Here is a 13,090-nt window from a genome sequence, read left to right as displayed (position 1 = left end):
ATCACCCTACTCTCCAGATTTCAACCCGATTGAGCTTTGGTGGTCACACCTTAAGTCTTTTTTACGACAGTTCTCTCCAACCACAACAAAAATGGTTGATACTTTGCTTGCTAGTGCACTTGATTTAGTCAATCCAAAACACCTACGCAACTGGTTCACAAACTGCTGCTACTGTACTTCATGAACTTGCAATCTGCTGTAAATGGTTCCCTAAAAGCATTGTTTAGCCATTGTGAGTGGAGAATCACTCATCACGACACTGGAATGACAGAATTAGTTGTCATCTGCCCTAGCTTGGTCATTTATCAACGGCTATTAAAAAAAGTAATTTCCATTCAAACTCGGCTTGAAGATGCTATTGAAATTAAACAGACTAGATTTATTCTCTGTTATCCTCCAAATCCTCAAGCTTTTTATGAGCATGAAGTGACAATACAACAAGATTTCAATCCTGATCCTTATTTAGATTTAGATGAGAACGAGGAGTTTTAGGAGATCAGGAGAGAAAACTTAAACCGCAAGGGTGCAATCGTACCAAATCGTAGCAATGACAATAAGGAAAAAATAGATGCTAATTGTCCGCATTGCGAGCTTTGTTTAGCTCTAGCATTCAATGATGCGGACAATATTTTATCTAGCGAGGCCAGGGAATTCTAGTATCGGCAGCAATTTGGCGACCGATGACAGCCGCACCATAGCGATTTAAATGGCTGGGATCGGCAAAATAGCCATTTTGGTTTGTCCACTGTCTGGATAAGTCGAGAAAGATGAATCCTTTAGCACTAGATTGGCGAACCATATAAGGTCTAAATTGTTGCTCAGCTCTAAGACGAGTTCGGTCTAAATAATCTCTACTTAAAGGCAGGTTGATGAAGAATACTGGAATCCGACGCTGCTTGGCAAATACCATTAAATTATTCAACGCCGCCTCCTGCTTACCTCCGAGTTGGAAGGCACTGTAATCACTGTCATAAGCGCCTGCAACTCGCGGCTTTTGTCGATAGTAAATAGCAGGATTAAAGCGAATATTTACGGGAAGAAATCCATTGGCGTCGATTGCCGCTGCCGAGTAGTCGGGAGTCAATCCTCCTAGAGTATTTTGAGCCAGTATTGTCTCGCTGGACGGCTGAGAATTCAAAAGGGTGATGTTAAACTGGCTTTCGTTCTGGGGAATTTCGTCTAGGTTGGTATCAGCAACTGAGTTGAGGTTTGGAGGTGGGGTCGCTGTTAAGAGTGTATCCGGGCGGTTAGAGGGTGTAATACCACTTAAGGGGCGATTGCCCGTTAATAAGCGCTTGTAGCCTGGAGAAGCCAAAATCAAGTTATAAGTCCGATCTACACGCCCACTGTTAAAGGCTCTCACTCCATCCGCCCACACAATGAGTTTCGGCAACTGCTCTTCGGTTAAAATTTTCCGCAACAACAAATCAATCACTTGGACAGTCGCACCATTCACCCCGAAGTTAAAGATTTTCAATCCCCCAAAACCTTTACCCGCTAAAGCTTGCTGCATCTGTTTGGGATCGACTCCCTGCAAAGAGCGGGAACTGCCTACAATTAAAATATCGGGTGGGCCAAGGGCAGCGATGTAGGACAGATAAAGAACTAGCTGATTATCAAGCAATTGGTTGTTAAAGGTGGGGTATTTTAACTGAAAGCTGGTTGCAGCGGCTCTTTGTTGGGCTACCTGCAAAAAAGCCATATACTCGATAATTTTCTTCTGGGCATAGACTCGTTGGGGACTGTCGGGTGGTATGGCTTGCAGGGATGCGATCGCGCTTAGCCATGTTTGGGCAACTTCATCCCAGTCCGCCGCCGATCTAGCCGTTTGAGCCAGGGTAGCAGCCCTGTTAGCGTAGTTAATTGCCTCCGACAAGGAATCGCTCTTAGTCGCTGCTGTTGTGGCAGCTAAGGGCTGAACCAGCAGGTTCCTATGGGGAATTTGGGGTACTAGCGTTGTCGAACAGCCAATCGCCAGCAAACATCCTGCCACGACGGCAGTAAAGCGGGACAAGAAGCGATGATTCGCAGCAAAAATAATAAAGAGTCGATATATCATTGAGTTTCTCTCTTGCCTGATACTGCTCATTCCTGACAGCAAGATAGAATAAATCCAGCAAATTGTTCTCAGTATATTAAGTTAGGTAAGGAGAACACGAATCGCATGGGCAAGGTAGTCGGCATTGACCTCGGAACAACCAACTCAGTCGTAGCTGTCATGGAAGGCGGCAAGCCCGTTGTCATTGCCAATGCGGAAGGCATGAGGACTACTCCCTCCGTGGTAGGCTTCAGCAAAGACGGGGAACGCCTAGTTGGACAAATGGCACGGCGGCAAGCCGTTCTAAACCCGCAGAATACGTTTTATGCGGTAAAACGGTACATCGGACGCAAGTATGCGGAACTCAGCCCCACCTCGAAGCAAGTTCCCTACACGATTCGGCGGGATGACGAGGGCAATATTAAAGTCAAATGCCCCAGACTGAAGCGGGAATTTGCTCCAGAAGAAATCTCGGCAATGGTGCTGCAAAAGTTGGCAGATGAGGCGAGTCGTTATCTGGGACAACCGGTGACGGGCGCGGTGATTACAGTTCCGGCTTATTTCAATGATTCCCAACGGCAAGCGACGCGAGATGCTGGGCGAATCGCCGGGTTGGATGTATTGCGGATTCTTAACGAGCCAACGGCTGCATCTTTGGCTTATGGTTTGGATCGCAAGGATACTCAGACGATTCTGGTGTTTGACTTGGGCGGCGGTACATTTGACGTTTCCATCCTGGAAGTGGGGGATGGAGTGTTTGAGGTAAAAGCCACCAGTGGCGACACCCAATTGGGCGGGAACGATTTTGACCGAAAAATTGTGGATTGGCTGGCAGAGCAGTTTCTGGAAAAAGAAGGGGTAGATCTCAGACGCGATCGCCAAGCCTTACAACGCCTCACGGAAGCCGCCGAAAAAGCCAAAATTGAGCTGTCTGGCGTTACAGTCACGGATATAAACTTACCTTTTCTCACTGCTACGGAAGAAGGTCCCGTACACTTAGAAACCAGGTTGACGAGGGCGCAATTTGAAGGATTGTGTGGGGATTTGGTGAGCCGATTGAAGGCACCCGTCAAACGCGCTTTAGTGGATTCTGGTCTTAACCCCTCCAAGATTGACGAAGTGGTGTTAGTGGGGGGTTCTACTCGCATTCCCTTGGTGAAACAGCTGGTTCGTAGCTTAATTGACAAGGAACCGAACGAGAACGTTAACCCAGATGAAGTCGTGGCAGTGGGTGCCGCAATTCAAGCGGGAATCCTCGCCGGTGAAGTCAAAGACGTGCTGTTGCTGGATGTCACGCCTTTGTCACTAGGATTGGAAACGATAGGCGGCGTGATGAAGAAACTCATCCCCCGAAACACGACGATACCCGTGCGGCGTTCGGATATCTTCTCGACCGCTGAAAATAACCAAACCTTGGTGGAAGTTCACGTCCTGCAAGGGGAACGGGAAATGGCGGCTGATAACAAGTCGCTAGGGCGGTTTAAGCTCACTGGCATTCCCCCAGCACCGCGAGGAGTGCCCCAAGTTCAGGTATCTTTTGATATTGATGCCAACGGCATTTTACAGGTGACGGCGTTAGACCGGACGACAGGGCGAGAGCAGAGCATCACCGTTCAAGGGGCTTCCACTTTAAGCGAATCGGAAGTTAACCGGATGATTCAGGAAGCCGAGCAATATGCCTCAACAGATCGGGAACGGCGCGAACGGGTGGAGAAGCGCAACCGCGCCGAAGCACTGGCTTTCAGTGCGGAACGGCAACTGAAAGAAGTGGCGCTGACCTATGGAATGCAGTTTGCTGCCGGTCAGCGGCGTCGCATTGAGAACATGGTGCAGGAACTGCGCCAGAGCATTGCCCGCGATGACGATCGGTCTGTGGATCGGGCACAAAGCGATCTCCAGGATGCTCTCTACGAGCTGAACCGAGAGGTGCGGATGGAATCAATGGAGGACGAGGACGACTTTTTCGGATCGATCCGTCGCACGTTTTCCGGTGAAGGCGATTCCTTGTTTGGCAACTCGACACAAGACCGCTATGAGAGTAGCCGCTATCAAGATCGTTATGAAAGTAACCGCTATCAAGATCGCTCGGAGGGTAGCCGCTATCAAGATCGCTCGGAGAGTAGCCGTTCGCGCGATCGCTATGACGATGACCGTCGCAATAGCGGCTCTACAGGCGGTCAGCGGTATAGTCGGGATAGTGACGCGGCTCCCCGCCGGACTTCGAGAATTGTTCAACCTGAGGATGATTGGGATGATGATGATGATTGGCTGTAAATTAGCTATAGCTGTTAGCGATTAGCTGTTAGCTATTGAAGCGGTCTGGCACAAATAGTAGAGGATTAGTCTGCTAAAACTGTGAATATCCAACGCTCAATCAGCTAATCGGTAACAGCTAATCGGTAACAGCTAATCGGTAACAGCTAATCGTTAATTAACTATGCAAAATTTTCGGGACTACTACCAGATGCTGGGCGTTGCTCGTGATGCCTCCGGCGACGAAATTAAGAAAGTTTATCGGCGGCTAGCTCGGCAGTATCACCCCGATCTAAATCCTGGCGACAAAACAGCAGAAGAAAAGTTCAAGGATATCGGTGAGGCTTACGAAGTTCTTTCCGATCCGGGTAAGCGATCGCAATACGATCAGTTCAGCCGTTTCTGGAACCGGAGCGGTTTCAAGGGCGCTAAAGGGACGAAGGGGACTAAAGCCTGGGGGACTCGCTCCAACGGTCGCAACGGCACGCAAGAATTAAAATATGACGATTACCCGGACTTTAACAGCTTTGTCGATACGCTGCTAGGACGTCGGGAAACCCGTGTAGCTACTCAGGCACCTAGTTCCAACAACCGAGTTGCCTCAGCCGATACCTTCCGTCCTGGTAACACGAAAACATCTTACACCGTGAATTCGCGCCCTAGTCGGCGCGATGTTGAAGCCAGACTGACGATGCCCCTCGAAAAAGCTTATCAGGGAGGACGAGAGCGGATTCGGCTGGAAGATGGGCGATCGCTGGAAGTGGATATGCCACCCGGAATGGTCAACGAGCAACGCATCCGGTTGAAGGGTCAGGGCATTGAAGGTGGCGACTTGTACCTCAAAATTACCGTATCGCCCCACGCCTTCTTTCAAGTAGAAGGCTCGGATATTTTCTGCCAATTGCCAGTCACTCCCAGCGAGGCAGTCTTGGGGGGAGCCGTGGAAGTTCCTACCTTGGATGGTTTGGTGAAAATGACGCTTCCTAGCGGTGTCGGGCACGGGAAGCGCCTGCGCCTTGCCGGAAAAGGCTACCCGACAGGTAGAGGCGATCGCGGCGATCAGTTAGTTGAAATTCAGGTTGTGGTTCCCAAAACGGTCACTTCCCAAGAACGGGAACTCTACGAAAAGCTGCGGCAAATCGAAACCTTTAAACCGCGTCTCGATTTGCCAGTTCAACGCTAAAAAATTAGCCCGCGCAGGCAGGGCTAATTTTTTGTCTAGCCGCAGACTTCAGTCTGACGGATGAGATGGGCTTTAATTGAAATACTGGCGTTTAAGCGCGATCGCGATAGCACAAACCCAACAGCGTACCGCTAGCAATCAACTTCAACGCTTCTAATGTCCAGTAGCCCCCGTGCATTTGATTCATCCCGGCAGGAATCTCAGCAACGGGTTCAAAAAGATTGAGCTGTAGCCCCAGCGCGCTCATTTGTGGGGTTAAAAAATATGTATCAATAATGGCAATTGTCAGCAAGAACAGGGATAAGAAAATTACTTTGCGCCCTCCCAGCTTAGAAGCAGCCTGAGTGCGGTGAAGAACCAACAGCCCCGTTAACACTAAGGCTGCACATAATAATTCAATCCGATTAAAAATCCAGAAAATTGAATAACCTGCTGTTGCAAATCCAGGTTGAGTCATCATCCCGGTTGCAAACAAACTGGGCATAATTACCCAGTCCAAAAGCAAGCTTCCGCTAAGCCAGAAAGCCAACGTAAAGGTGACGGTTGTTTGCCATGCTGGTTGCTTTAATCCAGCGCTAGAAAAAGCGGTCATATAATTTCCTCAACTTTCTGTCTTCTTTCAGCTTATCGAATTGTTTTTAGAAACGATATGAAGTATCTTTTCGATTTTTGGCAGTTTTGCTGTTAGGAATTTACATTTAGTTAAATTCTCCAAATCATTAAGAATTTCAGTAAATTCCTAAGCTAGTTAATTGAGTCAGGAGGGCACCATCGGCTTGGTAAAGCGCGATCGCTTGCAAAGAAAACAGGTGCGAGTCGCTGCATCGCCGCCTACCAAGAAGGCGATCGCGCTCTAGACCCGTTTAAGATGTGTAAAACCCTGAAACGGAGATTTCCATCTAGACGTTTTTTGAGTCGAAATTAGGTCGCAGCCGAGTTTGATGACGCGGCTCTAAAAGTTTTTTGGACTCTATCTCGCAAAAAGGCTTAACATTTGCCTCATTCTGCCGATATTGTTCAACTTGCGCTTACAAATAAAACCAAGAGAAAACATCTGTCTAAAGAATGAACTTTATTAGGCAAATATACCTTTAAGACAAGGATGGAATCAGATTTACAAAATCTTTTCTCGATGCCCTTGCCCAAGTAAAATCCTCATCAAGAGAACACTATAGGCTTTTCATCGCTATCCGAAAAATGCAATCAAGCTTCGCTTTCTAAGTCTGGAAGCTGCTACTGGTTATCGTTCACCCTCAACCTTAGTTCACCGAAACACGCCATGATGAAAGCGATTCTGCCTAAAAATGAAGCTGATCTAGTGTATGCACCCACTGAGGGCAGCTCAACGAAGCACTTGCATCGGAAATTCTTCTACAAGGTTGCGGGAGGTCTGGGAGTGGCAACTGTCCTACTGGTTAGCATTGGTGGGATTTCGTACCGGAGTATCACGCAACTTGTGCAAGCGAATAACTCAGTAGACGATACCTTTACCTTCATTAATCAGCTTGATGATGTATTTTCCGGAATCAAGGACGCAGAAACTGGGCAGCGTGGCTACATAATCACTGGAGACGAGGCTTATTTACAACCCTACTACACAGCAACAGCTAAGGTTAATCAACAAGTTGAGTTTCTCAAGGGATTAGCGGGAAATAACCTCAATCAACAGCAGAAGCTCGGCACTCTGGAATCTCTGACTGCAAGTAAATTTTCTGAATTGAAACGGTCAATCGAATTACGAAAAAACAAGGGATTTGAAGCCGCGCAACAATTAGTTAAGACGAATGAAGGCAAGGTAGTGATGGATAACATCCGCCTGCTTGTCAATGATTTGGAAAATGACCAAAAGCATTTGTTGAAGGAGCGGTACCAACAAGCGAAAGACCAGGCTCGTGACTCTCTAATTACATTTTTAAGCGGTGTATTCCTAAATTTTATTATTGCTTTATGGGTTTACAGGCTTATTTATGGGGAGATGAGCGATCGCTATCGGACAGAAAATGAACTTCAGAAAGAACGCGACTATACATCATTTATTGTTCAGACTACACCAGCACTGGTCGTTGGGCTAAAGCTTGATGGGGTGATTACATTTGTCAATCCTGCTGTTGAGCAGGTGACAGGCTACTGCGCAGAAGAATTAATTGGACGCAACTGGTGGGAAATCTTTTATGCTGACGATGAATACAGAGGTATCGAGCAGTTATTATCCACCCTGAAGCACGGAGGCGTCCGCGACTATGAAACAGTTTTGACCATCCAGAATCGAGAAAAACGGATTATCAATTGGAATGTTCTGAAGCGGTTTGACGAGCGAGGCAAATTGGTTGATGTGATTCAATTTGGCAATGATATCACCGATCGCAAAGCGGCTGAGGACATTCGCAAAGGCGCAGAACTGTTGCAACTGATTTTGGATAATATTCCCCAATATATCTTCTGGAAGGATAGAAACTCTGTCTATTTAGGCTGTAATAAGGTTTCATGTCAAATCACTGGGATTAGCAATCCAGAAAACATTATTGGCAAGACGGATTATGACTTGTGGTCGCAAGAAATAGCAGAAAAATACCGCAAAGACGACCGTCGCGTGATGGCAACGGATACCCCGGAACTGCATATTATCGAACGCTTGATTCAGCCAAACAATGAAGAACTCTGGGTAGACATCAACAAAGTTCCCATTCACGATGCGATGGGCAAAGTAATCGGTATCCTCAGCACCATAGAAGACGTTACCGAACGCAAGCAGGCGGAGAAAGCCTTGCGGCAGAACATGGAGATGCTTGACTTAGCCAGTGACGCGATTATCATTCGGGATTTGAATGACAAGATTAGCTATTGGAATCAGGGCGCTGAACGGCTATATGGTTGGACAAAAGCAGAAACGCTAGGTCAGTACATCCACACCTTCTTGCAAACTGTCTTTCCTCTACCAAAAGAGGAAGTTCTAGAGATATCCCTGCGTGAAGGGAATTGGGAAGGCGAATTAATTCACACTAAGCGTGATGGCACTCAAATCACGGTAGCCAGCCGATGGACGCTGCAATTAGATGAATTTGGTCAGGTGTCCGCCAGACTAGAAATTAACAATGATATTAGCGATCGCAAGCAAGCTCTTGATGCCTTGCGCCAGTCGGAAGCGAAGGAACGAGAAAAAGCCCAGCAGTTGCAGCAAACTTTGCACGAACTCAAAAAGACCCAATCTCAACTGATTCAGACTGAAAAAATGTCCAGTTTGGGTCAACTGGTCGCTGGAGTGGCGCATGAAATTAATAATCCCGTTAACTTTATCTACGGCAATCTCATCCACACCGAGCAATATACACAAGACTTGCTCAATCTAATGAAAGTCTACCAACGGTACTATCCCAATCCCGCGCCAGAGATTCAAGAAGAAGTTGAGGCTTTAGACATTGAGTTTGTTCTTGAAGACCTGCCCAAAATGGTCGCTTCAATGAAGTTAGGCGCTGACCGCATCCGCCAGATTGTCCTCTCTTTGCGAACCTTCTCCCGCCTGGATGAAGCAGAAATGAAGCCGGTTGATATTCACGAGGGTATTGATAGCACCCTCTTAATCTTGCAGAATCGGCTGAAAGCTAAACCAGATTCTCCAGGAATTACAGTTATTAAGAAATATGGCACGCTGCCAGAAGTAGAGTGTTATGCAGGACAACTGAATCAAGTATTTATGAATATCTTGAGCAATGCCATAGATGCTTTAGAAGGGTTGCCCTCTAATCGTCAAAAGCTCATGGATTCTGGAGAAACAAGTTCTAATAGCGAGTTCCCCATTCCTAATTCTCAATTACCGACCATCCAGATTTGCACTGAAGTTTTGAACGCGAACAAAATTGTTGTGCGAATTGCAGATAACGGCCCCGGTATCCGTGAGAATGTCAAGGCGCGACTTTTTGACCCATTTTTCACGACCAAGCCAATCGGTCAGGGCACCGGGCTAGGATTGGCAATCAGCTATCAGATTGTCACAGAAAAACATGGAGGGTCGATCAGTTGTGTATCAGCAGTGGGAGAGGGAACCGAGTTCGTTGTAGAAATTCCAGTAACACAAAGTCCAAGGCAAGGGAATTGACACATTTTCCGCGATTTCAAACGACAGAAGGGATTTCTAAGGCAATCCTTTTTGGTTAATGCTGTAATCCTGGGAGAACCTCTCAATCCCTTTGATCACCAGATTTTGGAGTAATTTTCCCTGTTACTAAGTTAATCCCCCCTTGAGAAGCATCTGTGGGTGGATAGATGAGCGATCGCTTAAAACTAGATTTCTGGGTTTGAGAAAGAAAATCTTAAAAACCCGTAAAAACACAGTGTTTATTTTCTCCAATCCTCCTGAGAATGAGGATTGAGTGAAAGCATGAATCTAAATTAGCAGACTCAAAATTTAAGTAGTAATCTCTCATATTACCACTTAACTTAAGATGTGAAAAAATAACATTTTTTGAAGTGTTACTTTCATAATTTTGGAAAGCAGTATTATTCTCCAAATACGGTAAAGACTTAAAAGGTAAACATAGCCTTAAACAGAATGCAACAACATCTATCTTGGATACGGAATCGCTCTTACAAACGAGCAGCGACTTGCTTCCTCCTAGCCTTGACCGTTACGTACAGTTGTGTAGCCTGTACTCAGCTAAGTGAAAGTACCACAACCCCAATAAGCCGAAGCTCTCAGCCACTGAGCGATAGTTCTAGGAATACAGGAGACGAACTAAAAACCATAAATATGGCGGTGATTCCGTGGCAGGTTTCAGCAGAACAGGAAAAGCAACTTCAGCCACTAGCGGACTATCTAAGCAAGACATTAGGAAAACCTGTTAAATTTCAGATTACAAAAGACTACGACACATCGATAGATTTACTGGTAACAGGAAAAGTAGAAATGGCTTTTCTAGGCCCCCTGTCGTATGTGAAGGCACATCTTCGAGATCCCCAACTTAAGCCAATTGTTGCGCCCATTGAAAGAACAACTGGACGACCTTGGTATACAAGCGCGATCGTTGTTAATAATGCCAGCGGTATCAAAACTATTAAAGAGTTAAAAGGTAAGAGGTTTGCCTTCGTCAGTAAATCCTCAGCTTCGGGTTACTTAGTGCCTTTATCTCACTTTCAAGACATTGGTATTAACCCCGAACGCGACTTTGCTACAGTCAAGTATGCGGGTAGTCACGACAAGGTGAAAGCGGATTTACTAGCAGGAAAGGTGGATGCGATCGCGGATGATAAACGCTCGTATCTTCAGCAACAGAAAGAGGGAAATATCGACCCTTTAAAATACAAAATTATTTGGGAATCTGACCCAATTCCTCTTTCGCCCATTGTCGTCTCTAGTAAGCTTCCATCCCAACTGGTAATCGACCTCAAGAAAGCATTTGTCAACTCTCCAGAGGGACTGCTAGATCCCAGTGGTTCTGAGTCGGCTGGATATACTCTGGTAGAAGATCGAGACTATACACCGATTAGAAAGCTCCAAGAGCGCCTCAAGTTGAAATAAAGCCGAATGCAATGAAAATATTAACTAAGTTTATTGGATCTTCTATTGCCGTATTAGGGCTAATTTTATGCCTTACGGTTGGCAGTGAAGACTGGCTCAAGCAAGTAGAAAAATCTACCGAAACGAGCCGAGAAAGAGCCGCTCAAGCTGACAGTATAGTCTTGAATCTAAAAGTTTCTTTAAGAGACCAGATCGCAGCACTGAGGAACTATCTCATCCTCAACCGCGACCCCTCAGACATGGCAAAATATCACAAGGCGATGTCTGACTTTATCCTTAGCTTGGATGACTTAGAAAGTCTGATGCCAGAAAATTCAGAACTGACAGTTGTTCGCCGTCGCCATAGTTTTCTCGTCCGCCTAGCAACAGAGCTTCGCGATACACCTTCTACTCTTAAACAGACTCAGCAGGATTTCAGAACCATCAATTCTTTTAAAGAAGATATTGATTTCTCTTTAAATTATCTAGTTACTAATATTCAGCAGCAGTATGCCCTAGCAAGGCAAGAATCAAATAAATTTAAACAGACAACCCATATTATTAGATATGCCACTACAGGTTTGATTCTTATAATTCTTACTGGGCAGATGATATTAATATTGATCCCAGTTATTTTATCTATAAAAAAACTTCAGTTAGGAGCAACAAAAATTGGTGCAGGTAATTTAGATTATCGTCTAAATATTCAAACAGGAGATGAAATTGAAAAACTGTCTTGTGAGTTCAACCAAATGGCAACAAAACTTGCAGAATCTTACTATTGTTTAGAGCAAAAAGTAATTGAACGGACTGCCGAACTGATTGAGTTAAACCAAAATTTAGAAATTGAAATTTCCGAACGCAAGCAGGCAGAAACAGAACTTCAGCAAGTTTTGCAAAACTTGCAACAAACCCAAGCTCAGCTCATTCAAACCGAAAAGATGTCTAGCCTTGGTCAAATGGTTGCTGGGGTAGCTCATGAAATTAATAACCCTGTTAATTTTATCCACGGCAACCTTGTGTATGTGGGTGAATATACACAAGATTTGTTGAGACTGGTGCAGCTTTACCAAAAACACTATCCTAACCCAATTACCGAGATCGAAGAGCAGGCAGAAACTGTCGAACTTGACTTTATTATTGCAGATTTAGACAAAATTCTATCTTCGATGAAAATTGGCACTGAACGTATCCGTCAAATTGTTCTTTCTTTGCGGAATTTCTCTCGCCTTGACGAGGCAGACATGAAGCCAGTTGATATTCACGAGGGATTAGATAGCACTCTTTTAATCTTGCAAAATCGATTAAAAGCTAAGCCGGAGCATCTCGCTATTGAGGTGGTTAAAGAATACGGAAATTTGCCTTTAGTTGAGTGTTATGCGGGTCAGATGAATCAGGTATTTATGAATATTATTAGCAATGCTATTGATGCCCTAGAAGCCTTTGATGGCTTATCGTTCATTGCTCGTAACAATGAACAATCGATAAGTAATCTTGAACCATCCCCAACGATTCGGATTAGCACTCAAGTTTTGCACCCCGACCGTGTTGCTGTGCGAATTGCTGATAATGGACTAGGCATGACGGAAGAGGTAAGAAAACGGCTATTCGATCCGTTTTTTACGACCAAGCCAGTTGGGCAAGGAACGGGGCTGGGGCTATCAATTAGCTATCAAATTGTAGTAGAGAAGCATTCAGGAATGCTTCTCTGCATTTCCGAAGCGGGACAGGGAGCAGAGTTTTGGATTGAAATCCCGATGCGTCAAAGCCAGAGAGGCTCTACTGCAACTGTTCGAGAGAGGTCAAATCGGTCAAAACCTATGGCAATTTCTTAAGCGTTGTCCTCTTATTGTTGAAGGGATGCATTAGGGAAGCTTAAGGAGGCGATCGCTCTTTGCTTTTGGTCTTCCTCTAGGCGATGCCGCAGCGATTGGATATTAAGTTTCTCTATCTCCTTCTTGACGTTGATTTTCTAGAGACTCCATATCCCGCGTCTCTACAAACGATGAATGCTACCTCTAGGTTTCTGGCTTTTCATAAAAGTTTTATGTCTAAAATTTAACTTTAGTATCTTTTTTATTAATCTTTTATAAAAAAATCATATATTTTTGGAAGTCTTTTTAAG

8 protein-coding genes and 1 pseudogene are annotated in these 13,090 nt (G+C 45.3%); 7 read left to right on the top strand and 2 right to left on the bottom strand.

Annotated elements, in window-relative coordinates:
• Together NDI44_RS25385 and NDI44_RS25380 are read left to right on the top strand one after the other, a co-directional pair.
• Window positions 1-184: pseudogene (locus NDI44_RS25385) on the top strand (IS630 family transposase); the annotation flags it as partial.
• A complete protein-coding gene (locus NDI44_RS25380; protein ID WP_190415081.1) occupies window positions 181-492 on the top strand; it encodes a hypothetical protein in 312 nt (103 codons plus the stop codon). The pseudogene NDI44_RS25385 and the gene NDI44_RS25380, both read left to right, overlap by 4 nt.
• A 142-nt stretch (window positions 493-634) precedes the next feature.
• Here the strand turns inward: NDI44_RS25380 and NDI44_RS25375 are convergent, their stop codons facing one another.
• Complete coding sequence (locus NDI44_RS25375) at window positions 635-2,059, bottom strand: hypothetical protein (protein WP_190415080.1); 1,425 nt, start codon at window positions 2,057-2,059, stop codon at window positions 635-637.
• A 105-nt stretch (window positions 2,060-2,164) separates the two neighbouring features.
• On the opposite strand from NDI44_RS25375, the gene dnaK reads away from it, so the two are divergent.
• Together dnaK and NDI44_RS25365 are read left to right on the top strand one after the other, a co-directional pair.
• On the top strand, window positions 2,165-4,312 hold the full coding sequence (dnaK, locus tag NDI44_RS25370; protein WP_190415079.1) for a molecular chaperone DnaK: 2,148 nt from the start codon (window positions 2,165-2,167) through the stop codon (window positions 4,310-4,312).
• 163 nt (window positions 4,313-4,475) lie between these two features.
• Complete coding sequence (locus tag NDI44_RS25365) at window positions 4,476-5,474, top strand: J domain-containing protein (protein WP_190415078.1); 999 nt, start codon at window positions 4,476-4,478, stop codon at window positions 5,472-5,474.
• 91 nt (window positions 5,475-5,565) lie between these two features.
• On the opposite strand, the gene NDI44_RS25360 is transcribed toward NDI44_RS25365, so the two are convergent.
• The gene (locus NDI44_RS25360) at window positions 5,566-6,066 is read right to left on the bottom strand and encodes a hypothetical protein (RefSeq protein ID WP_190415077.1); all 501 of its coding nucleotides are present in this window, start codon (window positions 6,064-6,066) and stop codon (window positions 5,566-5,568) included.
• Window positions 6,067-6,753: 687 nt separating this feature from the next.
• On the opposite strand from NDI44_RS25360, the gene NDI44_RS25355 reads away from it, so the two are divergent.
• The 3 genes from NDI44_RS25355 to NDI44_RS25345 all read left to right on the top strand — a co-directional run bounded on the left by NDI44_RS25355 (window position 6,754) and on the right by NDI44_RS25345 (window position 12,800).
• Entirely contained in the window at window positions 6,754-9,567 is a 2,814-nt protein-coding gene (locus tag NDI44_RS25355; protein ID WP_190415076.1) for a PAS domain S-box protein, read from the top strand.
• Window positions 9,568-10,020: 453 nt separating this feature from the next.
• Window positions 10,021-10,986: a phosphate/phosphite/phosphonate ABC transporter substrate-binding protein gene (locus NDI44_RS25350; RefSeq protein ID WP_190415075.1), complete on the top strand. Its 966-nt coding sequence runs from the start codon at window positions 10,021-10,023 to the stop codon at window positions 10,984-10,986.
• 11 nt (window positions 10,987-10,997) lie between these two features.
• Window positions 10,998-12,800: an ATP-binding protein gene (locus NDI44_RS25345; RefSeq protein WP_190415074.1), complete on the top strand. Its 1,803-nt coding sequence runs from the start codon at window positions 10,998-11,000 to the stop codon at window positions 12,798-12,800.
• Window positions 12,801-13,090: the final 290 nt, after the last annotated feature.

Source organism: Trichocoleus sp. DQ-A3 (assembly GCF_039961975.1).
GTDB lineage: Bacteria > Cyanobacteriota > Cyanobacteriia > Cyanobacteriales > FACHB-T130 > FACHB-T130.
This window is presented reverse-complemented; position numbering and strand designations above follow the sequence as displayed.

Bases quoted from the DNA above. Each gene is read 5' to 3' on its own strand.
- NDI44_RS25380 (WP_190415081.1), top strand. From the start codon at position 181: ATGAACTTGCAATCTGCTGTAAATGGTTCCCTAAAAGCATTGTTTAGC.
- NDI44_RS25375 (WP_190415080.1), bottom strand. From the start codon at position 2,059: ATGATATATCGACTCTTTATTATTTTTGCTGCGAATCATCGCTTCTTG.
- dnaK (WP_190415079.1), top strand. From the start codon at position 2,165: ATGGGCAAGGTAGTCGGCATTGACCTCGGAACAACCAACTCAGTCGTA.
- NDI44_RS25365 (WP_190415078.1), top strand. From the start codon at position 4,476: ATGCAAAATTTTCGGGACTACTACCAGATGCTGGGCGTTGCTCGTGAT.
- NDI44_RS25360 (WP_190415077.1), bottom strand. From the start codon at position 6,066: ATGACCGCTTTTTCTAGCGCTGGATTAAAGCAACCAGCATGGCAAACA.
- NDI44_RS25355 (WP_190415076.1), top strand. From the start codon at position 6,754: ATGATGAAAGCGATTCTGCCTAAAAATGAAGCTGATCTAGTGTATGCA.
- NDI44_RS25350 (WP_190415075.1), top strand. From the start codon at position 10,021: ATGCAACAACATCTATCTTGGATACGGAATCGCTCTTACAAACGAGCA.
- NDI44_RS25345 (WP_190415074.1), top strand. From the start codon at position 10,998: ATGAAAATATTAACTAAGTTTATTGGATCTTCTATTGCCGTATTAGGG.